Annotated in this window: 18 protein-coding genes and 1 other RNA gene; 7 read left to right on the forward strand and 12 right to left on the reverse strand. The window is 41.9% G+C overall.

Annotation, left to right across the window (positions count from 1 at the left end):
• Window positions 1-43: 43 nt before the first annotated feature.
• A complete protein-coding gene (locus tag HMPREF0693_RS10235) occupies window positions 44-748 on the forward strand; it encodes a pirin family protein (protein WP_004245251.1) in 705 nt (234 codons plus the stop codon).
• Between the two features lie 105 nt (window positions 749-853).
• Here the strand turns inward: HMPREF0693_RS10235 and rnpB are convergent.
• Window positions 854-1,228: RNase P RNA component class A (gene rnpB / locus HMPREF0693_RS18355), an RNA gene on the reverse strand.
• 59 nt (window positions 1,229-1,287) lie between these two features.
• Complete coding sequence (rsmI, locus tag HMPREF0693_RS10240) at window positions 1,288-2,166, reverse strand: 16S rRNA (cytidine(1402)-2'-O)-methyltransferase (protein ID WP_004245252.1); 879 nt, start codon at window positions 2,164-2,166, stop codon at window positions 1,288-1,290.
• A 61-nt stretch (window positions 2,167-2,227) separates the two neighbouring features.
• On the opposite strand from rsmI, the gene HMPREF0693_RS10245 reads away from it, so the two are divergent.
• The 4 genes from HMPREF0693_RS10245 (at window position 2,228) to dolP (ending at window position 5,683) form a co-directional block, all read left to right on the forward strand.
• Window positions 2,228-4,000 (forward strand): penicillin-binding protein activator, encoded by a 1,773-nt coding sequence (locus HMPREF0693_RS10245; protein WP_004245253.1) that lies wholly within the window; start codon window positions 2,228-2,230, stop codon window positions 3,998-4,000.
• Between the two features lie 104 nt (window positions 4,001-4,104).
• Complete coding sequence (locus tag HMPREF0693_RS10250) at window positions 4,105-4,482, forward strand: YraN family protein (RefSeq protein ID WP_004245256.1); 378 nt, start codon at window positions 4,105-4,107, stop codon at window positions 4,480-4,482.
• Window positions 4,483-4,504: 22 nt separating this feature from the next.
• Complete coding sequence (gene diaA, locus HMPREF0693_RS10255; RefSeq protein ID WP_004245257.1) at window positions 4,505-5,095, forward strand: DnaA initiator-associating protein DiaA; 591 nt, start codon at window positions 4,505-4,507, stop codon at window positions 5,093-5,095.
• A 9-nt stretch (window positions 5,096-5,104) separates the two neighbouring features.
• Window positions 5,105-5,683 (forward strand): division/outer membrane stress-associated lipid-binding lipoprotein, encoded by a 579-nt coding sequence (gene dolP, locus HMPREF0693_RS10260; protein ID WP_004245258.1) that lies wholly within the window; start codon window positions 5,105-5,107, stop codon window positions 5,681-5,683.
• 95 nt (window positions 5,684-5,778) lie between these two features.
• Here dolP and ureG read toward each other — a convergent pair whose 3' ends face one another.
• Genes ureG through HMPREF0693_RS10295 form a run of 7 tightly spaced genes read right to left on the reverse strand, consistent with a single transcriptional unit; the run spans window position 5,779 to window position 10,798 of the window.
• Window positions 5,779-6,396 (reverse strand): urease accessory protein UreG, encoded by a 618-nt coding sequence (gene ureG / locus HMPREF0693_RS10265; RefSeq protein WP_004245259.1) that lies wholly within the window; start codon window positions 6,394-6,396, stop codon window positions 5,779-5,781.
• A 9-nt stretch (window positions 6,397-6,405) separates the two neighbouring features.
• Window positions 6,406-7,074 (reverse strand): urease accessory protein UreF, encoded by a 669-nt coding sequence (locus HMPREF0693_RS10270; protein WP_004245260.1) that lies wholly within the window; start codon window positions 7,072-7,074, stop codon window positions 6,406-6,408.
• 27 nt (window positions 7,075-7,101) lie between these two features.
• The gene (gene ureE, locus HMPREF0693_RS10275; protein WP_004245261.1) at window positions 7,102-7,587 is read right to left on the reverse strand and encodes an urease accessory protein UreE; all 486 of its coding nucleotides are present in this window, start codon (window positions 7,585-7,587) and stop codon (window positions 7,102-7,104) included.
• A gap of 27 nt (window positions 7,588-7,614) precedes the next feature.
• Window positions 7,615-9,318: an urease subunit alpha gene (gene ureC / locus HMPREF0693_RS10280; RefSeq protein WP_004245262.1), complete on the reverse strand. Its 1,704-nt coding sequence runs from the start codon at window positions 9,316-9,318 to the stop codon at window positions 7,615-7,617.
• Entirely contained in the window at window positions 9,315-9,641 is a 327-nt protein-coding gene (locus HMPREF0693_RS10285) for an urease subunit beta (RefSeq protein WP_004245263.1), read from the reverse strand. Before HMPREF0693_RS10285 ends, ureC begins: the two co-directional genes overlap by 4 nt.
• 8 nt (window positions 9,642-9,649) lie before the next feature.
• Window positions 9,650-9,952, reverse strand: coding sequence for an urease subunit gamma (gene ureA, locus HMPREF0693_RS10290; protein WP_004245265.1), 303 nt, complete (start codon window positions 9,950-9,952; stop codon window positions 9,650-9,652).
• 21 nt (window positions 9,953-9,973) lie between these two features.
• Window positions 9,974-10,798 (reverse strand): urease accessory protein UreD, encoded by an 825-nt coding sequence (locus tag HMPREF0693_RS10295; protein ID WP_004248933.1) that lies wholly within the window; start codon window positions 10,796-10,798, stop codon window positions 9,974-9,976.
• A 493-nt stretch (window positions 10,799-11,291) separates the two neighbouring features.
• On the opposite strand from HMPREF0693_RS10295, the gene HMPREF0693_RS10300 reads away from it, so the two are divergent.
• Entirely contained in the window at window positions 11,292-12,173 is an 882-nt protein-coding gene (locus HMPREF0693_RS10300; RefSeq protein WP_004245268.1) for a helix-turn-helix transcriptional regulator, read from the forward strand.
• 3 nt (window positions 12,174-12,176) lie between these two features.
• On the opposite strand, the gene mtgA is transcribed toward HMPREF0693_RS10300, so the two are convergent.
• The 3 genes from mtgA to arcB all read right to left on the reverse strand — a co-directional run bounded on the left by mtgA (window position 12,177) and on the right by arcB (window position 16,122).
• Window positions 12,177-12,878 (reverse strand): monofunctional biosynthetic peptidoglycan transglycosylase, encoded by a 702-nt coding sequence (gene mtgA / locus HMPREF0693_RS10305; RefSeq protein WP_004245269.1) that lies wholly within the window; start codon window positions 12,876-12,878, stop codon window positions 12,177-12,179.
• 20 nt (window positions 12,879-12,898) lie between these two features.
• Entirely contained in the window at window positions 12,899-13,549 is a 651-nt protein-coding gene (gene elbB / locus HMPREF0693_RS10310) for an isoprenoid biosynthesis glyoxalase ElbB (protein ID WP_012368845.1), read from the reverse strand.
• 236 nt (window positions 13,550-13,785) lie between these two features.
• Window positions 13,786-16,122 (reverse strand): aerobic respiration two-component sensor histidine kinase ArcB, encoded by a 2,337-nt coding sequence (arcB, locus tag HMPREF0693_RS10315; protein ID WP_004245272.1) that lies wholly within the window; start codon window positions 16,120-16,122, stop codon window positions 13,786-13,788.
• Window positions 16,123-16,789: 667 nt separating this feature from the next.
• Between arcB and gltB the strand changes: the two genes are divergently transcribed.
• Window positions 16,790-21,247 (forward strand): glutamate synthase large subunit, encoded by a 4,458-nt coding sequence (gene gltB / locus HMPREF0693_RS10320; RefSeq protein WP_004245274.1) that lies wholly within the window; start codon window positions 16,790-16,792, stop codon window positions 21,245-21,247.
• Window positions 21,248-21,250 lie beyond the last annotated feature (3 nt).

Raw genomic sequence — 21,250 nt, forward strand, 5'->3', positions numbered from 1 at the left:
TCTATGATGAATATATTGATTAATCGACTCGAAAAGTACCGCGATGATAAAATACAGAACAGCACAACAGTGTGGCAAAGCGGACTATGGCTGGCTACAAGCTCGCTACACATTCTCCTTTGGCCACTATTTCGATCCTCATTTTTTAGACTATGGCACATTAAGAGTACTGAACCAAGAAGTGCTCGCACCAAATTCTGAGTTTAAAGCAAAAACCTATCCTCATGTGGATGTCGTCAACCTGATCTTAAGAGGTGAAGCGACTTATCTTGATAATATGGGGCGAACACTTACCGCCAAACAAAACGAGTGTTTATTAATTTCGCCTCATAATACAGAAACTTACATTGAAAGAAATAGTAGTCCAGATACCCCATTAACTCGTATTCAATTATGGCTAAACGCGTGTCCACAACAAGAGAGCATCGCTTCACAAAAATTAGCTTTAAATGAAGATTTAAAATATCAATTATTGGCTTCCCCATCAGGGGATAATGGCAGTTTGATGCTAAGGCAAAATATCTGGCTCTATCATATTAATTTAGCGCAAGGGGATGAAATAACCTTGCCGATACAGGGTCAGAAAGGCTATTTGCAATCTATCAAAGGCGGTGTCCATTTCCAAACCTCAGAGCAAGAGCTTGGGGAAATCCGTTGTGGTGATGGTGCTTTTATTCAAGATAGCAATATGCTAGCGCTAAGATGTCAAAAGGCTTTTCGTGGTCTTTTTATTGATATCGTTTCTTAATCAGCTAGCGATATCAGCGAGCAATCATTTATCATCACACTAGCAATAGCAATAGCAATAAAGCAGAAAACCCTCGAGCCACAGAGTGAATCGAGGGTTTTATATAAGGTGAGTTGACCGTTAAGCCGGGTTCTGTCGTGGACAACCATTCATCTAGGCCAGAACTTGCGCGCTGGCTCCAGCAACCTACCCGGGTTCAATGCGGGCCGCACCATAAGAACCCCTATTTGGTCTTGCTCCGGGTGGAGTTTACCATGCCACAAACTGTTACCAGTTGCGCGGTGCGCTCTTACCGCACCCTTTCACCCTTACCTGATCCTGTAAACAGGCCATCGGCGGTTTACTCTCTGCTGCACTTGTCGTAGGCTCGCGCCTCCCAGACGTTATCTGGCACCCTGCCCTGTGGAGCCCGGACTTTCCTCCCCTCTATCCGTCTCCCCGAAGGGACAACGATAAAGCAGCGGTTGTCTAGTCAACTCAGGGGGCGGATTATAAGGATTTTCCGCGTTAATGTATAGCGAAAGAAACAAAAAATCGTTTTACTGATCTTGTTCCGCTTCATTTTGCGCAATGACGTGTTTGTACAACGCATTTTTCTTCACGCCATAAATCTCAGCGGTAACTGCTGCCGCCTTTTTCAAAGGTAACTCTTTTTGTAAAATCGCCAATGTGCGTAATACTTCTGGGGCAAAATGGTCTTCTTGTGGCTTTTGATACCCTTCCACAATTAATACCATTTCTCCTTTACGGCGATTTTCATCTTCACGAACCCAGTTAAGTAATTCCCCAACGGGCATTCCTTGAATGGTTTCCCACGTTTTGGTTAATTCTCTTGCCAATACAACATAGCGCGCTTCCCCCCAAACCGTCACCATATCCGCTAAACTATCTAATAAACGGTGGGTGGACTCATAAAAGATTAAAGTACGTGGCTCTTGTGCTAAATCACGCAAACAATCTTGACGACTTTTTGTTTTTGCTGGTAAAAAACCTTCATAACAAAAACGGTCAGAAGGTAATCCGGCGGCTGATAGCGCGGTAATTGCCGCACATGCCCCAGGTAATGGCACCACTTTTATACCGTTTTTGCGACACTGATTGACTAAATGATAGCCGGGATCATTAATTAATGGTGTACCTGCATCAGAGACTAATGCGATACTTAGCCCTTGTTGTAATTTGCTAATTAATTGATCTGCTTTTTGCTGTTCATTATGATCATGTAACGCAAACAAACGTGCGTTAATGGCAAAATGCTGTAATAGAAGCCCTGTATGACGGGTATCTTCTGCAGCTATTAAATCGACATGAGACAGCACATCAAGTGCCCGCTGGGTGATATCGCCCAGATTACCAATGGGTGTGGGTACTATGTACAGTGTGGATGTCGTTACCGCTGCTCGATTAGGTTGATTCATTGTTTATTCCGAATGACCGATTTAAAATTGAGCATAATTATAAAACATCACTGGGTACAGTATGCTTTCCTCAATTTTTGTGCGTTTTAAAACAGGTTTATCCTATACTGCAATACTTTCTGCCTTGATTATGTCAGGTTGTACCCTGACGGGGCAACAACAACAGCCACTGACACCTGCTGAAAAAGCGCAAGTGGAAATGAAACAATTTCAGAAAGTCATTGATGATGCGAACGGACAAGCCTCTTTAGATGTGATCCGTGCCTATATTGGCCTAGAACCCCTTATCACTGATCCTGTATTACATCAGCAAAATATTGATGATACTTGGTTAACACTCACGAAGCTTACACCTGAACAACGTCGTAGTGTGGTAATCAAAGCTGATGAAAATACATTACAAGGCTGGTTAGATTTACTCAACACTTATGAATATAACCAAGATGATGCGGGTAAATTATCCCAAGCAATACGCGAATGGCAAACACGCTATCCACGCAATCCAGGAGCGCTAACATTACCGACGCTGTTATTGCGCCAATCACAATCTGCCGTCAGTAACAGCGGAAAAATCGCATTATTATTACCGTTAACAGGACAAGCTAAAGTGTTTGGTAATGCTATTATGCAAGGCTTTACCGATGCTAAAGAAGGTTTACCTCAAGTTCAAGCTAACGCAGCGCCAGAAGCCCCCCAACAAGATAGTTTAGCTTCCATTTTAGCAGAATTAGGTATTTCATCTCCGAATGCAGACACAGCGACAACGGAAAACGATAATTCAACAGATGAGAATACAGCGGAAGGCGCTGAAAATAGTGATGCTACTTCAGCAAAAGAAACCGAAGCCTTTGCGGGTAATAGCCGCGTGCAATTAGATCCTATTGTCCAAAATAATCGCCAAGTGATTATGTATGATACCAATAGCCAACCCATTGATCTGTTACTGAAACAAGTGCAACAAGAGGGTGCTGATTTAATTGTGGGGCCACTATTAAAACCCGAAGTGATCAAAACTATTGAGTTAAAAAGTGGTTTACCTGTTTTAGCACTAAATGAAGTTGATAATATTCCTCTTGCTACTACAGTGTGTTTCTTTTCACTTTCCCCAGAAGATGAAACTCGTAATGCGGCTCAACACTTACGCCAGCAACAAAAATCTAATCCACTTATTATCGTTCCTGACAATAAATTCGGTCAAAGAATGGCACAAACTTTTGCGGATGAGTGGCAGCGTAGCGGGGGTGGAACCGTCTTACAACAAACTTTCGGCTCTCTTGATAGTCTAAAAAGTTCAATTAATCGTGGCGTGGGTATTCGAATGACAGGAACCCCGGTATTGCCAACAGACAATGCACCACTGCCATTAGATACCGCTTCAATGCCAACAACAAACGGTGCTATTGATTCTGTGTATATCATTGCCACTAGCGATGAGTTAACATTGATTAAACCAATGATTGATATGGCAATCAGTACCAAAAAACGCCCACCGATTTATGTCAGTTCACGCAGTAATCAAGGGGGAATGGGGCCAGATTTTCGTATGGAAATGGACGGTATCCAATTTAGTGATATTCCTCTTATGACGGGAGCAAATTTACCGTTAATGCAAAAAGCATCCAGTAAATTTGCGAACGATTACTCATTAATGCGCCTTTACGCTATGGGTATTGATGCATGGTCATTAGCAAACAATTACAATGAACTCACCAAAGGAACCTTACAGTTCAATGGTGTTTCTGGCTCTTTACGTGTGGAAGATAATTGCACTATTTATCGACAACTCCCATGGATGCAATTTAAACAAGGTAAAATTGAACCTGTGGGACAATAAGTAAGCAATTTCCCCCATAAACCGCCTCTTTGAAGTCTCCAGATAAGGAGCTGACTTTATCTTGAGGCGGTTTATTTATAAGAGATAACATCAGGAAATCATGGATGATTATTCCTAAAAGTACTTATCTAGTCGGACAATATTATGAGAGAAAAGCGTTAAATTACTTGCGCCAACAAGGGTTAAAGTTAATTGAGCGTAATGTCCGATATCCCTGTGGAGAAATTGATCTTATTATGCAGGGTAATAGAACATGGATATTTGTTGAAGTCCGCTTTCGGCGTAGTGCACAATTTGGTGATGCAATCAGCTCAGTGACCTACAGTAAACGGCGCCGCTTATGGTACGCCGCCAATTGTTGGTTAGCTCAACGCCAACAAAGTATCGAGACGGTTAACTGTCGCTTTGATATTTGTGCATTTGATCAACGCCAGTTAATATGGCTAAAAAACATTCTCGATCATACGGAATTTATTCGTTAAATTAGATTATATAGGTCTTAACGTGCTTGATAGAATAAAAGTCTGCTTTACAGAGAGTATTCAAACTCAAATTGCAGCAGCAGAAGCGTTACCCGATGCCATTTCCAGAGCTGCCATGATGATGGTTCAATCTTTGTTAAACGGACATAAAATATTAAGCTGTGGCAACGGTAGCTCAGCAGCAACGGCTCAACGCTTTGCTGCTAGTATGATCCATCGTTTTGAAACAGAGCGCCCAAGTTTACCGGCATTATCTTTAAATACCGACAGTGTTGTGATGACCGCCATTATGGGAAATCAGCAACATGATGAAATTTATGCCAAACAAGTACGGGCATTAGGGCAAGCAGGTGATGTACTGTTAGCTATTTCCACTCATGGTAATAGCAGAAGCATTATTAAAGCTGTTGAAGCCGCTGTTACTCGAGATATGACCATTGTTGCACTGACTGGCTATGATGGCGGTGAGCTTGCTGGATTATTAGGCCCTCAAGATGTGGAGATCAGGATCCCCTCTCAGCGTACAGTCAGAATACAGGAAGTGCAGATGTTAACGGTCAATTGTCTCTGCGACTTAATTGATAATACATTATTCCCACATCAGGATGACTAAGGAGTTACTATGAAATTGCTTCCGATTACCGCAGTACTTTGTTCCGCGCTATTGCTACAAGGCTGTATTGGTGCCGCTGTGGTGGGTACTGCTGCCGTTGCTGGCAAAACCGCAACCGATCCTCGTTCATTAGGACAACAAGTTGATGATGGCACATTGGAAGCCCGAGTTTCTGGTGCTCTAAATAAAAACCAACAGATCAAGAACAGTAATGCGCGCATTGTCGCTACCGCTTATCAAGGAAATGTGTTGTTAACTGGACAAAGTCCAGATATGTCGGTTGCAGAGACAGCTAAACAAGTTGCTAGCAAAGTGGAAGGAGTAAACAATGTTTATAATGAAGTTCGCCAAGGTGAGCCTGTGACATTAGGCACTGCTTCTTCAGATACATGGTTAACCACTAAAGTACGTTCACAAATTTTAGCTAGCGATGCCGTCAAATCATCTTCCGTAAAAGTGATCACCGAAAATGGCGAAGTATTCTTATTAGGGATATTAACCCGTCAAGAAGGGGCTGCAGCCGCTAAAATTGCCAGTGAAACCAAAGGTGTTGTTAAAGTAACAACGGCATTTACCTATCTAAACTAAATATATCGCTGATAGGTATCACGTGGTAGTAGCGTATTATTTTACCAGTATCGGTCATTGTAACAGCGATAACCGATACTGGTACTCTATAGTGATTAACGTCTCAACATACCTTTATCAATAATAAAATCGATAATCGTCTCTAAACCTACTTTCTCTTTTAAGTTAGTAAAAACATAAGGTTTCACAGGACGCATTTTGGCTGTATCTGCTTCCATCACTTCTAATGACGCTCCCACATAAGGCGCAAGATCGATCTTATTGATCACCAGCAGATCAGAATGTGTGATCCCCGGCCCCCCCTTGCGAGGGATCTTCTCACCTTCTGCAACATCAATAACATAAATAGTAAGATCAGCCAATTCAGGGCTAAAGGTCGCACTTAAGTTATCTCCGCCACTTTCGACAAAAACAATATCTAAGTTTTTATGGCGCATCGCCAACTCTTCTACGGCAGCCAAATTCATTGAAGCATCTTCACGAATAGCCGTATGAGGACATCCTCCTGTTTCAACACCAATGATCCGATCCGCATCAAGAGCCTGCGCACGAGTTAAAATTTTTGCATCTTCTTGTGTATATATATCATTGGTAACAACGGCGATTTGGTAACTATCGCGCATAGCTTTACAAAGAACTTCTAATAGTGCTGTTTTTCCTGAACCAACAGGGCCACCAACACCAATACGCAGTGGTTGATTATATTCTTGCATCTCTTTATCTCATGAACGAAAAAGTCGAGTATATTGAGTTTCATGGCGACTACTGGCGATCACTTGAGCTGGCGTAAAACTGCCAATATCCTCTTGTGGCCAATGTGCCGATAACTCAACAATAGCGGGGATCTGCTCAGCTAGAGCAAACAACATTTTTTGCCCTGCGCTTTGCCCTAATGGCACCAGTTTTACCCCAGACATCACCGTATTTTCTAACCAGCCCCAAACATAGGCACAACAGAGCTTTTCACTATCGATATGCCAATGCACGGCAGCTAACGCAAACGCCATTAATTGCGTCTGTTTAACCCGCTGTTGTAACGTATCGTCTAATTCAATGCCTAATTGAGGAAGTAAACGGGCAAAAGCGATCCCCCGTTGACGCTCTTCCTGCCTTAACTCTTTGGTTTCGCGACTTGCGACCATAAAGTCACACCAATATTTCACTGTATCGCTATCACCCTTTGCCAAACTCGTTTGTAATCGCCGCAATATAGGAAGCTCGAGTGTGGCTAATGTTCCGGTCATTTGTGCGCTTAACCAATCTGACAAGGTTTCTGCTGAGCATACCCAACCTTTTTCAATGGCCCACTCTAACCCTTGAGAATAAGTAAAAGCACCTACCGGAAGAGAGGGGCTAACTAATTGATATAAGCGCAGATCAGCTAGCATCATGCACCTCCTTTGATGATCGCAGTGCCATTAATGATGGTGATCATGGTGGTGGTGATGACCACCGGATGATCCACCATAAGCCCCCGGCTCAGGTTGGTATTTTTCTAAGCCAACCACCACCGTAGCCCCTAAGCCGCGAGCCATATCATCTAATACATGATCGTGAAAATAACGACACCAACCTGCTTCTATTTGCAATGGTACATGTCGGTTACCTAAGTGATAACAAACACGAGCAAGTAATAATGGATCGTCACTATAAACCGTTGATACTTGCTCTTTAGCCGCTTCAATGGTGACAACATCGCCCTCTTCTGACAGCAGAATATCCCCCTCTTTAAGTACGGTGCCTCGAGGCAAAAATAGCCCGGCTTCTTGCCCGTCACTTAAAGCCACTTTTAAGCGACTTTTGGTGCGCTCATCCATGGTAAGACAAAGGGTTAACTTTGGCTTTTCTGTAGAGGTTAGTTCAAGCGCTTTTTGTTGATCAATAATCTGAGTAAATTTTTTCATTCAATAAATTCTCAATAAAAACGCTGGTTAAAATAAGAAATAGCGTTGAGCCATCGGTAATTCAGTCGCTGGCTCACAAACCAGTGGTACACCATCCGCTTTAACAATGTAAGTTTGTGGATCTAATTCGATATGAGGAACATAGTTATTGTGGATCATCGAAGCTTTTGTGATATGACGACAGCCCTCCACACGACCAATTAAGCTTTTTAAGCCTAATTTTTCTGGCACTCCCGCCTCAATACCCGCTTTTGACATAAAGATCATCGACGTTTGATATTTGGCTTTTCCTAAACAGGCATACATTGGACGATAATGAACCGGTTGCGGGGTTGGAATAGCCGCATTAATATCCCCCATTGGCGCATAAGCGACCATACCACCTTTTATGATAAGTGCCGGTTTGACGCCAAAGAAAGCAGGATCCCATAGCACGATATCCGCAAGTTTACCTTTTTCTATTGATCCCACCGTATGAGCAATACCATGTGCCAGTGCCGGGTTAATCGTGTATTTAGCGATATAACGTTTAATACGATTATTATCATTATCTGCGCTATCACCCGCTAATGTGCCTCGTTGCAATTTCATTTTATGTGCACACTGCCAAGTGCGTAAGATAACTTCTCCGACTCGTCCCATGGCTTGTGAGTCTGACGACATCACCGAAATTGCCCCCATATCATGTAAGATATCTTCTGCAGCAATGGTTTCGCGACGAATACGAGATTCAGCAAATGCCACATCTTCAGGAATAGAGGGATCGAGATGATGACAGACCATCAACATATCAAGATGCTCGTCCACGGTATTAATGGTATAAGGCATCGTTGGGTTGGTTGATGCAGGTAAAATATTGGGCTCTCCTACCGACTTGATCACATCAGGGGCATGACCACCACCTGCGCCTTCGGTATGGAATACATGGATCACTCGACCGGCAATGGCTTTTACTGTCTCTTCATAAAAACCACCTTCATTTAAGGTGTCAGAGTGAATAGCCACCTGTACATCCATTTCATCGGCGACATTAAGGCAATTGTGAATTGCCATTGGCGTTGCCCCCCAGTCTTCATGTATTTTAAGACCTATAGCACCCGCTGTTATTTGTTCGCGGATTGCTTCGGGCTGACTGACACAACCTTTACCAAATAACCCCACATTAATAGGTAATTCATCCACCGCCTCTAACATGCGGTACATATTCCAAATACCGGGGGTAACTGTGGTTGCATTAGTACCTGCCACAGGGCCTGTTCCTCCACCAATAAAGGTGGTTACGCCAGAAACGAGACCTTCTTGGGCTTGTTGCGGACAAATAAAGTGGATATGGGTATCAATACCACCAGCAGTGACAATTTTACCTTCTCCCGCGACAACTTCTGTTCCGGGGCCAATGACAATATCCACATTGGGCTGAACATCTGGATTACCTGCCTTGCCAATACCGACAATACGGCCATCTTTAATACCAATATCTGCTTTTACAATGCCCCAATAATCTAAAATAATGGCATTGGTGATCAGAACATCGACACACTCAGCACTAACAACTTGGCTTTGCCCCATACCATCACGAATAACTTTACCACCACCAAATTTGACCTCTTCGCCATAAGTGGTGAAATCTTTTTCAATTTCAAGAAACAGCTCGGTATCTGCTAATCGCAAACGATCGCCTGTTGTTGGGCCAAACATATCCGCATAAGCTTGACGTGAGATAGTTTTCATTTTTTCTCACTCTCCAATTTACCCATCACTTTGCCATGAAAACCATAAATTTCACGTTTTCCTGCAAAAGCCACTAACTCAACAGTGCGACTTTGACCGGGCTCGAAGCGCACAGCCATACCAGCAGGAATATTTAAACGAAAACCTAATGTCTCTTCTCGTGCAAACCTGAGTGCCTCATTCACTTCATAAAAGTGGTAATGAGAGCCGACTTGTACAGGTCTATCGCCATGATTAGCCACCTGTATGGTTTTTGTCTCGCGACCAGCATTCAGTTCAATATCGCCTAATGCTGCATTAACTCTAATTTCACCGGGGATCATGTTATTACCTACACAATAGGTGAGTGAATTGAAACCAATTTGGTGCCATCGGGGAAAGTGCACTCTACTTGAACATCTTTTATCATCTCTGGCACCCCTTCCATTACTTGCTCTGCGGTTAAAACAGTACGTCCTTCACTCATTAATTGAGCAACTGTTTTCCCCTCTCGTGCGCCTTCCATAATGGCGCAGCTAATCAAGGCGACAGCTTCAGGGTAATTAAGTTTTAATCCCTTAGCTAAACGTCTTTCTGCAACAAGGCCTGCAGTAAAAAGCAGTAATTTATCTTTTTCTCTTGGTGTTAATTCCATTTCTGCTCCTAAAATAAACGATTATGTCGCCCAGATCCGCGGTGGCTCAGGGCAATAACCTAGCCAGTGCTGTCTGACGATTTGCCATACTTGCGCAAAACACGCCATCATCGGCTCGGTTTGCGTCCCTAATACACGTAAAACTAAAATGCCATCAACATCCGTTAAACCATATTCAACTAGGGGATTTACCTTCTCTAAATGGTGTTGAATAATCTCTTTTAATGCATCGGTTGCAGGATAAATATAAAGCGAGCCAAACATAGGAAATTCACGCATTGCGGCAGCTTGTTTTTGTAAGCCTTCAACCCGCATTGACTCTGTTAAAATTAATCTCTCATCAACATAAAAATTTAAGCGCCCTTTTACCTTGCCAGTTTCAAACCACTCATTTAAAACTGGGCGTCCAAAACACTGCATTTCCCAGCCGATAAATTTCGCTGATGAGGCTAAATGAATATGTGTGGTTAAACACACTTGAGCATCAGGAAAAAAGATATTCTCTTGGGGTAACCACTCTAAAAAGCCCTCTTGTGCAACCGTCAATGTCTGCGTTTGCGATGCAGTGCCTCCTGCACTACGATAAAATTTTGTCGCCCCCGGCGTTGTTAATAGGGCATGTGCGTAAGGTTGCACATTAATATTAATGGATAACGTATCACCACCGACCACCCCACCAGGAGGATGCAACAAATAGGTATGTGCAACACCTTGCTCTGGATAAAAAGGTCGCTGAACCATTAAGGGGCCGAGATGACGTTTTTCAGTAAGACATGTCTTTCCTCGCTTTAACTCATATCGTAAAGCGATGTCAGCAAGCCAACCCTTCTCAGAAAAGTCAGGCATACCCACTCCTGCCAACTTGGCAAAATTGATCAAATAAATCAGGAAATAGACGAATATATACCGCACTACCCATCAGATTATGTCATTCAAAATCACCGAGAAAATAATGAAATGAATGTTGGGTAGGGTGTGAATAAAGATAAATTGCATTTTCCTCAAACAGGATAAAGCGCTCCATCAATGCCGCGCGATTTTACACCGAGTTTCAAAAAATGCGTTTTAAATAAACAGCAATTTGTTTAGAAAAAATAACAATGGTAAAAATAAAAGTAAAAAATGAACAGATATCGATATTGTTATTGCTCAGCAACAAGATTATATTCTGAGCCACTCTTATACTATTCGGTATAACGACGCGGTTTCGCAATAGGAATATTGTGATAATAAAACCCATGCTTACTGCTTATAAGTTCACAAATTAAGTGGTTAACTTTAAGCTTTGTTTATTTTAACCCATGTTCATTTTGAACTTGCCTGTGGTATATCTAAGACAATGGAATACAAACACATACTTTCTTCTAACCAAATATCCTTAAAAACGTTTTACATCGAAAACCCGATGATCGCGATGGTATATGGTGCAAAAGGTGAGATTTGTATTAATGGGCAAACTATCACAGTCACCACTAATCTCACGTTGATTATTCCTAAATATAGTCAAGTTTCTTGTGATGTGACAAATTTTTTCCCGACCAAACCGATTGAATTACATACCTTAGTACTGTCTGAAACTGAATTACAATCTGTGTTCTCTTTACTTAAACCATTAATAAAATCAGGGGCGCCGATTACTCGTCATCTTCCTGATTATCATCTATCAACACCTGAGGTGGTTAAAACTAATTTTACGTTACTTCAGCAATGTCTACCGCTTGAACATGGCACCCCCTCTCAAGAGACCCTGTTTATGCAACAGAGCCTCTTTTTTATTTTGCTGGCGGTTTATCACGAAGGGGTCGATATTCTTAATATTTTTCGTTTTAATTATGATGAGCCAAAAAATCAGGCGATTACTCATCTAATAACACAAGATCCGCAACGTAAATGGCATTTAGAGGATGTAGCAAAAACGCTCTATACTACGCCATCAACATTACGTCGTCATTTAAGTAAAGAGGGCGTTTCGTTTTGTCAATTACTGTTGGATGTCAGAATGGGGATCGCATTAAATTACCTCACCTTTTCTAACTATTCTGTGTTTCAAATTAGTCATCGCTGTGGTTTTGGTAGTAATGCTTATTTTTGTGACGCATTTAAACGTAAATATGGTATGACACCATCGCAATTTCGCACTCAATCCCGCCAAGCAAACGATCCGAATGCAATAGCCACAATGGCGTCACAAAATGACGAATCAATAAAAAAAGTATTTTAATGGTTATAACAACGCATTTTTGCTTAAAAACGAAGTTCCTCCCATTAATCGCATTTGATTTAAGATCCACTGCTGTCGTTTTAGCAAATACGCGGAAGGCTTATTAACATGAAGAATATGTGGATTAGGTAAAACAGCGGCTAATAAAGCCGCCTCATGGGCGGTGAGTTGTTTAGCAGGCTTGCGAAAATAGTGCTGAGAAGCCTGCTCAACCCCAAAAATACCGTCGCCAAACTCTACGATATTCAGATAAACGGTTAAAATACGTTTTTTAGACCAAATCAGCTCCACCACTGGCGTCATTCCGGCTTCAAGTCCTTTTCTTATCCAACTGCGCCCATCCCACAAAAATAAGTTTTTGACCGTTTGTTGTGAAATAGTAGAGGCACCTCGTATCGTTTTTGAGCTTTGCAGGCTATTTTGGAAAACTTTTTCAATCGCATCGAAATCAAATCCCCAATGTTTTGGAAAATTTTGATCTTCAGAGGCTATTACCGCTAAATAGATCTGTGGGGATATCTCATTTTCACTAACCCATGTAGAATGGGATACATAAGAAAAATCAAACTTACTCCACGAAGAAATTTGTCTTTGTAGCATTACAGCAGAAAAAGGCACCGGTAAAAAAGAAAACAGGACAACTATCCCTAACCATAAAGCAATTAGAATAATTAATAGTTTCTTTAACTTTCTCACTAGTACCATCTGCTGTATTCACTCTATTGTTATGCCATTTCTAGTACTTTTTTAACCAGCTTCTCAATCCCCACCTGAGCTTGTGCTATCGATTCTGCCAGCATATATGCAGGGGTGGTCACAACCCGATACTCATCATCAACCACTATTTCGTCGACAGGACAATTAATATGTATCCCTCCCATTTCGGTGATCATTTCTGCCGTTTTTGCATCATTACCAATGGTTAATTTTACTGGGGCATTTAACATCTTTGGTAACATAACGGGGGCGATACACATTAAACCTAATGGTTTTTTCTGTTGATGCATCTTTTGAACAAAAGTTAAGAGCTGTTGGTTAATTTCACACTGAACACCTTTCGTGGCGAAATTACATAAGTTCTTTGCTGCACCAAAACCTCCGGGGATAATTACCGCATCAAAGTTTTCAGCCTTAGCATCTGATAAAGGCGATATTTTCCCACGAGAAATACGTGAAGCCTCCTCCATCATATTCCTTTTTTCTGCTTTTTCTTCTCCAGTAATATGATTAATTACAGTAGGTTGAAAATCATTAGGTGAAAAATAATGAACCTCAGCTTTATTTTGGCTTAAAGCAAGCATTGTGAGCACTGATTCGTGAATTTCACTGCCATCAAAGACACCACAACCACTTAAAATTACCGCAATTGATTTCATATCTTTCTCCATTTGTAGTAGATTACTAGTTACCCATTTATAGGTGTAAACACCAATCGCCATCACATATTTAAATGTTTCTTGTAACAAAAAAACTTATATTTGCTATTTTGTTGCTTGTATGATGTATGGAATAGCTTCATCCTATTCGCCTATGTAATGATAATCAAAAAAGCGAGTAGAAAAGTTTCCCTGGTGTTGGCGCAGTATTCGCGCACCCCAACCTTCGGTTGGGGTTATTTTTTTCTAGCGTCTGCCAACCAGTTTCTTAAACTTTCTACATCCTTTCTCCAATCTCTTTCTAACTCATCTACCCATTCCTGAACATTATCCCACCATGCAGGTAATTCTGGAGATTGGATCTGTTTTGCCAGTTGCTGTAAATGTTTTAAACCTATAGAGCCTGCCGCGCCTTTGATTTTATGTCCTTCCTCAGTGATGCCCTTTTGATCTCGTGCCGTCAGATTAGATTCAAGGACAGACAGGTAACTTGGCATCATCTTTTCAAAAACATCTAAACCATCCGTGATTAATTGAGGTCCGACAAGTTCGATGTATTGATTCAGCATGTCGATATCGAGTAACTCTTCATTTTTACTCAACAATTGAGGTGACTCACTCGATGTCACGGAAACCGCTTCATCTCCCCAGAATTTATTAATAATGGCTGTCAACGCATCCACAGAAAGCGGTTTACTGAGCACATCATTCATTCCAGCGTCTAAATACTCTTTTTTGTCTTTTAAGACATTGGCGGTTAAAGCAATCAATGGCGGCAGTTCACTGCTATCAAACTCTTGACGTAATTTTCTTGAAATATCAAATCCGGTCATATCAGGTAATTGAATGTCTAACAGCACTAAGTCATATTCACCCGGCTTAAACATTTGCAAAGCCTCTTGCCCAGTCATCGCCACATCTACCGTGTTGCCTAATTTTTCTAATACTGAACATGCTACGATAACATTTAGCTCAATATCCTCAACCAGTAAGATATTAAGGGCAGGAAGCAATAATTCATCATCCTCTTCAAAATCACTTTGCTCTTTAATCGCAGGAGCGACAATGGAAAGCGTAAAGATAGAACCATGTCCTAACTCACTCTCCACATGAATATCGCCTCCCATATGCTGTGCTAAGCGTTTTGAGACAGCAAGACCAATACCTGTTCCCGTTGCAGAACGTCCACCTTGACTGTCGTTGACCTGATAGTACATGGCAAAGATTTTCTCAAGTTCACCTTGAGGGATACCAATACCACTATCTTTCACCTCAAAGAACAACTTATCAGGCGCTTCTTGCCAAATACGTACTTTAATTTCCCCTTCTTGGGTAAATTTCACCGCATTACCAATTAAGTTCCATAAGATTTGACGCAAACGAGTCCCATCGGTGGTAATTTTATGCGGTAACGTTTCTTGCGCTTCTAAGGTGAATTTTAACCCTTTAGGCTGGACTAATAATCCCGATAGGTTTTCTAAATCAGAGATAAATTCAGTAAAGTCGATAGGTTGGTTATCAAGCTGGATCTTTCTGCGCTCAATTTTATCCATTTCAATCACATCGTTAAAAATATTACCTAACGTTATGGCACTGACATGGATAGTTTTTAAGTAGTTGAGCTGTTCTGGTGATAATTCGGTATCCAATAAAATACGACTTAACCCCACAATCCCATTAAGCGGCGTACGTAGCTCATGGCTGATTGTAGAAATAAAGGTGGTCTTATCACGGCTAGCATTTTCTAACGCGTCTTGATAGCGCTTACGCTCTGTAATGTCACGTCCAAAGCCCATTAAGCCGTGACGCTTACCAATTCGGTCATAAAAGGGCACTTTGCGTAACTCAAAACACGCTTTACGCCCATCCGGATACACCAACCACTGCTCATAAGTGAGTGACACATTATGGCGAAAGACTTTCTCATCGGTTTCCATCACTTTGACGGCGATATCTTCGTCATACACATCCAGTGGTGTTAAGCCAATTAATTGCTTTTCACTTTTACCGGTCAATAGCTCTGTAGCACGGTTACAACCAGAAAATTCATTATCTTCGTTGCGATAGTAGACCAGATCTGGCGAGGCATCTAAGAAGGAGCGTAACAAGGAAGATTGTTGCTCTAGTTCAATTTGCGTCAATTCACGACGCTTCATTTCACTTTTGAGTTTTTCCAATAGTTCAAGATGGGCTTTTTCTACTTTTTCACGCTCTTGGATCTCTAAATTTAATTGCTCAATATTCTCTTTTAATTGTGAATTCAGCTCTAAGTCTCGCTGTCGCATTACGCCTAATTTATCGACCATCCGCGATAAACGACGTCGTGATTCTTCAAGTTGCTCTACCACCACGGAAAGAAAATAGACAGCCCAAGGGGTAATAATCAAACCAAAGAAGATAGAGCGTACCAGATCGATACTAGTGACATCACCGGCAAGTAGGAATGTCACGGCCATCTGTACGACCATCGCTAATACAACCAATGCGGATGCTAACAGTAATGAGAAGCGGATTAACCCTAGCCTCATCATTAAATCTACATAATATTGGGCAAGCCCTTTGAGCAATTTCATTGAAAACTCCAATAGATTGAATCTAGAGAATGATACCTTAAAAATACATTGACGAAGTGGTGAACATTCAGAAAATTGTAGCCAAAACACGATTTTTCACCTTGTATCTTGCCTTTGCATTATTTTGTATCAGTGATCCTCCTTTTTCCCCGCGAGCATTTATAAAAACAATTTATAGAGGTATTACATAAATAATAGTTATATTCTTTACCAAAGAGAGAAATTAAAAAATGCAATTTGTCTTTTTTTAGATAAAAAGTATAAAAACAATAAAATACTAAAATAGATTAATAATTAAGATAAATTCACTGGCATTACCTAACATCAAAGAATGCAATAAAGCAGAACCCCATAAAAAAAGTGAGATAGCTCACACTCACTATCCCATAACCAATGAAATAATTTCCAAATAATATTTTTATTTATCAAATAATTAAAGAAAAAAAACGCTCATCACGCTGGCTATAGTCAAATATCCTTGCTGATTGACCTGTTTTTTATTTATCGATAATTTGACTAGTAGCTTAGCAAAATAAAAAACCGAGATAGCAAAGCTAAAGACACCATCACCCGATGAGCACCCATAAATTTACCTACACCCTTGAGACAAAATCGTTCCTTTTGCGCTCGTTCTTGAGGTGCCCATAAACTGAGTAGGAAGCAAACTATGCTCTATCAAAAAACAGCGGAAAAAGAGAATTGTGGTTTTGGGTTAATAGCCCATATTGAGGGGAAAGCCAGCCATAAAATTGTCAGAAATGCGATCCATGGCCTTGCCCGTATGCAGCATCGTGGCGCGATCCTTGCTGATGGAAAAACCGGCGATGGTTGTGGGTTATTATTACAAAAACCAACGCGTTTTTTTCAGTTAATTGCCGAGGAAAATGGCTGGCATTTAGCGAACAATTACGCAGTAGGCATGCTATTTCTAAGCCAAGATAATGCTATTGCTGCACAGTGCCGTCAAATTGTTGAAGAAGAATTGCAACGAGAAACACTCTCTATCGTTGGCTGGCGTAAAGTACCAACTAACACAGATATTTTAGGCAGTATCGCCCTCTCTTCTTTACCGTCAATAGAACAAATTTTTGTCAATGCGCCTGCCGGATGGCGTATTAATGATATTGAGCGCCGCTTATTTATCGCTCGTCGCCGAATTGAAAAACGTATTACCGATAATGATTTTTATATTTGTAGCCTCTCTAATTTAGTGACTGTCTATAAAGGGCTGTGCATGGCAATTGATTTGCCTCGCTTTTTTACTGACTTAGCGGATTTACGGATGGAATCGTCCATCTGTCTTTTTCATCAACGTTTTTCCACCAATACCACCCCAAAATGGCCGCTTGCGCAGCCTTTTCGCTATCTTGCCCATAATGGTGAAATCAATACCATTACAGGAAATCGTCAATGGGCAAGAGCAAGAGCCTATAAATTTCATACGCCGCTGATCCCCGATTTACAAACTGCAGCGCCTTTTGTAAATGAGAGTGGCTCAGACTCAAGCTCACTGGATAATATGCTCGAACTCTTTCTTAATGGGGGGATGGATATTGTCCGCGCTATGCGCCTATTAGTGCCGCCCGCATGGCAAAATAATCCACAAATGGATGATGATCTACGTGCTTTTTTTGATTTTAACTCTATGCATATGGAGCCTTGGGATGGACCTGCGGGGATCGTGTTATCTGACGGTCGCTATGCAGCCTGTACACTAGATAGAAATGGCCTGCGTCCAGCTCGCTATGTTATCACGACCGATAATATTATTACCTGTGCTTCTGAAATTGGCATTTGGGATTATCAACCTGATGAAGTTCTAGAAAAAGGGCGTGTCGGCCCTGGCGAACTAATGGTAATAGATACTTATCAAGGTCGCATTTTACATTCTGCTGAAACTGACGAAGATTTAAAAAGGCGACACCCGTATAAACTTTGGTTGGAGCGTAACGTTAAACGCCTGATCCCTTTTGAGCAATTGCCTGAGCCACAAGCGACAGGAGAGCGCGCTTTTGATGATAGCTTACTGGCGACATACCAAAAACAGTTCGCTTATAGCCAAGAAGAGCTGGAAACGATTTTGCATGTACTGGCTGAAAATGGGCAGGAAGCCACCGGCTCGATGGGAGATGACACGCCCTTTGCCGTACTTTCTCAGCGCCCACGCTTAATTTATGACTATTTTAGACAAAAATTTGCGCAAGTGACCAATCCGCCGATTGATCCATTAAGAGAAGCGCATGTGATGTCTTTAGCAACCTGTATTGGTCGCGAAATGAATGTCTTTAGTGAAGCGGAAGGACAAGCCCATCGCCTCAGTTTTAAATCACCCATTTTGCTTTATAGTGATTTTCAACAATTACTCAATCAAGAAAGCCCTTATTATTCATCCATCACGCTAGATATCACCTATCAACCGACTGAAAATAATTTAGAAACCGCACTACACATCTTATGTGAAACGGCGCAACAAGCGGTTAATCGTGGCGCAGTATTACTGGTTTTATCCGACAGAAATATCACTCAAGCGCGATTACCTATTCCTGCGCCTATGGCAGTAGGCGCGGTACAAAAAGCCTTGGTAGATAATAATTTACGCTGTGATGCCAATATTATTGTTGAAACCGCAAGCGCCCGTGATCCCCACCACTTTGCTGTACTATTAGGTTTTGGCGCAACCGCTATTTACCCTTACCTGGCTTATGAATCCTTAGCGCAACGAGTCGATAAAAAAATATTGTCGGGTACTTATGCGCAAGTCATGCTCAATTATCGCAATGGGATCAACAAAGGTCTGTATAAGATAATGTCCAAAATGGGGATCTCCACCGTTGCCTCTTACCGTTGCTCACAGCTATTTGAAGCCGTAGGGTTGCATGATAATGTCGTTAAACGTTGCTTCGATGGGGTTGATAATCGTATTAACGGTGCAGATTTTAGCGATTTTGAACAAGACTTATTTAATCTATCCAAACGTGCTTGGCTAACTCGCTATCCTCTAGACGCTGGTGGGTTATTAAAATATACCCATCAAGGTGAATATCACGCCTATAATCCTGATGTGGTTCAAGCGTTGCAAAAAGCGGTAAATAGTGGTGACTACGCTGATTACCAACATTATTCCCAATTAGTGCAACAACGCCCTATTACCACCTTACGTGATCTATTAGCTCTCAATGACACAACCCCTATTGCAATTGAAGATGTCGAAGCAGAAAGTGAACTGTTTAAACGCTTTGATACTGCGGCGATGTCAATTGGTGCATTAAGTAAAGAAGCCCATGAAGCCCTTGCGCAAGCAATGAATACCTTAGGCGGATTTTCAAACTCTGGAGAAGGTGGTGAAGATCCGGCACGCTACAACACCAACAAAGTTTCACGTATCAAACAGATAGCTTCAGGTCGTTTCGGTGTCACGCCATCTTATCTAATGAGTGCCGATGTATTACAAATCAAAGTGGCACAAGGGGCAAAACCCGGTGAAGGTGGCCAGTTACCCGGTGATAAAGTCACGCCTTATATTGCGCAACTGCGTTATGCCGTACCGGGAGTCACACTGATTTCCCCGCCTCCCCATCATGATATCTACTCTATTGAAGATTTAGCACAACTGATTTTCGATTTAAAACAGATTAATCCCCGTGCGCTTATTTCTGTCAAACTGGTCTCTGAGCCGGGCGTTGGTACAATCGCCACCGGAGTCGCTAAAGCTTATGCAGACTTAATTACTATTGCAGGTTATGACGGCGGTACTGGTGCCAGCCCATTAACGTCAGTTAAATATGCAGGTAGCCCTTGGGAATTAGGGCTAGTAGAAGCGCAACAAGCATTAGTTGCCAACAATCTGCGTCATAAAGTGCGCTTACAAGTTGATGGTGGATTAAAAACGGGGGTTGATATTATCAAAGCGGCCATTTTAGGAGCTGAAAGTTTTGGTTTCGGTACCGGGCCAATGGTGGCGTTAGGCTGTAAATATCTGCGAATTTGCCATTTAAATAATTGCGCTATGGGGGTTGCGACCCAAGATGAAACCCTACGCCGCCAACATTTTCATGGTTTACCTGAGCGCGTTATCAACTATTTCCGCTTTATTGCCCAAGAAACCCGTGAACTTATGGCACAACTTGGCGTAAGGAAAATAACCGATTTAATCGGCAGAACGGATTTGCTTTCTTGCTTAGAGGGGATAACCAGTAAGCAGCAAAAATTATCGCTCACAGGATTATTAGAAACCGCGTCCTCTCCTACAGGTAAAGCGCTCTATTGTCAGGAGCACAATGATACTTATGATAAAGGAGAATTAAATCAACGTATTGTTGCGCAAACCATCACAGGCGTCGAACAAAAGATAAGCCAAACCCACTATTTTTCCATTCGTAACACAGACCGTTCAGTGGGAGCCACGTTATCCGGGCTCATTGCCAAAACCTATGGTGAAAGTGGTTTATCTGCTACACCAATAAAACTTCACTTTACGGGTACTGCTGGCCAAAGTTTTGGCGTTTGGAATGCGCAAGGGGTGGAATTAACCTTAGTGGGTGATGCCAATGATTATGTCGGGAAAGGCATGGCGGGTGGACGCATTGTTATTTCACCGCCAGTCGGTTCTGCCTTTAAAGCCCATCAGACCACGATTATGGGAAATACCTGTTTATATGGCGCAACAGGTGGAAAACTCTATGCATCTGGATTAGCGGGTGAACGTTTTGCAGTCAGAAACTCTGGCGCCATTGCGGTGATTGAAGGGGTTGGGGATAATGGCTGCGAATATATGACCGGCGGTATTGTCTGTATTCTGGGTAAAACAGGGATTAACTTTGGTGCAGGGATGACGGGGGGCTTTGCCTATCTGTTAGATGAAGATACCACACTATCACAACGGATCAATAACGCCTCTATTGAGCTTCTTCCCGTGGCTAATTATGCGATTTTGGCAGAGCATCTTCGCGGTATGATCGCAGAGCATGTACGGCTAACTGGCTCCCAACAAGGAGAAAGACTACTTTCTCAATGGGAATATTGGTCACAACACTTTAAATTAGTCAAACCTAAATCGAGTGATGTTCATGCCTTATTAGGTCATCCTCGCCGTTCAATCGCTGAATTACGCGTTCAGGCACAATAGGAG

Origin of the sequence: Proteus mirabilis ATCC 29906 (genome assembly GCF_000160755.1) — a bacterium.
GTDB lineage: Bacteria > Pseudomonadota > Gammaproteobacteria > Enterobacterales > Enterobacteriaceae > Proteus > Proteus mirabilis.

What these genes read in the sequence shown, in the direction of transcription:
- elbB (WP_012368845.1), bottom strand. Translation starts at nt 13,549, where the DNA reads ATGAAATCAATTGCGGTAATTTTAAGTGGTTGTGGTGTCTTTGATGGC.
- HMPREF0693_RS10245 (WP_004245253.1), top strand. Translation starts at nt 2,228, where the DNA reads ATGCTTTCCTCAATTTTTGTGCGTTTTAAAACAGGTTTATCCTATACT.
- HMPREF0693_RS10300 (WP_004245268.1), top strand. Translation starts at nt 11,292, where the DNA reads ATGGAATACAAACACATACTTTCTTCTAACCAAATATCCTTAAAAACG.
- HMPREF0693_RS10235 (WP_004245251.1), top strand. Translation starts at nt 44, where the DNA reads ATGATAAAATACAGAACAGCACAACAGTGTGGCAAAGCGGACTATGGC.
- HMPREF0693_RS10285 (WP_004245263.1), bottom strand. Translation starts at nt 9,641, where the DNA reads ATGATCCCCGGTGAAATTAGAGTTAATGCAGCATTAGGCGATATTGAA.
- rsmI (WP_004245252.1), bottom strand. Translation starts at nt 2,166, where the DNA reads ATGAATCAACCTAATCGAGCAGCGGTAACGACATCCACACTGTACATA.
- gltB (WP_004245274.1), top strand. Translation starts at nt 16,790, where the DNA reads ATGCTCTATCAAAAAACAGCGGAAAAAGAGAATTGTGGTTTTGGGTTA.
- HMPREF0693_RS10250 (WP_004245256.1), top strand. Translation starts at nt 4,105, where the DNA reads ATGATTATTCCTAAAAGTACTTATCTAGTCGGACAATATTATGAGAGA.
- ureA (WP_004245265.1), bottom strand. Translation starts at nt 9,952, where the DNA reads ATGGAATTAACACCAAGAGAAAAAGATAAATTACTGCTTTTTACTGCA.
- ureE (WP_004245261.1), bottom strand. Translation starts at nt 7,587, where the DNA reads ATGAAAAAATTTACTCAGATTATTGATCAACAAAAAGCGCTTGAACTA.
- mtgA (WP_004245269.1), bottom strand. Translation starts at nt 12,878, where the DNA reads ATGGTACTAGTGAGAAAGTTAAAGAAACTATTAATTATTCTAATTGCT.
- arcB (WP_004245272.1), bottom strand. Translation starts at nt 16,122, where the DNA reads ATGAAATTGCTCAAAGGGCTTGCCCAATATTATGTAGATTTAATGATG.
- HMPREF0693_RS10295 (WP_004248933.1), bottom strand. Translation starts at nt 10,798, where the DNA reads ATGCCTGACTTTTCTGAGAAGGGTTGGCTTGCTGACATCGCTTTACGA.
- ureG (WP_004245259.1), bottom strand. Translation starts at nt 6,396, where the DNA reads ATGCAAGAATATAATCAACCACTGCGTATTGGTGTTGGTGGCCCTGTT.
- dolP (WP_004245258.1), top strand. Translation starts at nt 5,105, where the DNA reads ATGAAATTGCTTCCGATTACCGCAGTACTTTGTTCCGCGCTATTGCTA.
- HMPREF0693_RS10270 (WP_004245260.1), bottom strand. Translation starts at nt 7,074, where the DNA reads ATGATGCTAGCTGATCTGCGCTTATATCAATTAGTTAGCCCCTCTCTT.
- ureC (WP_004245262.1), bottom strand. Translation starts at nt 9,318, where the DNA reads ATGAAAACTATCTCACGTCAAGCTTATGCGGATATGTTTGGCCCAACA.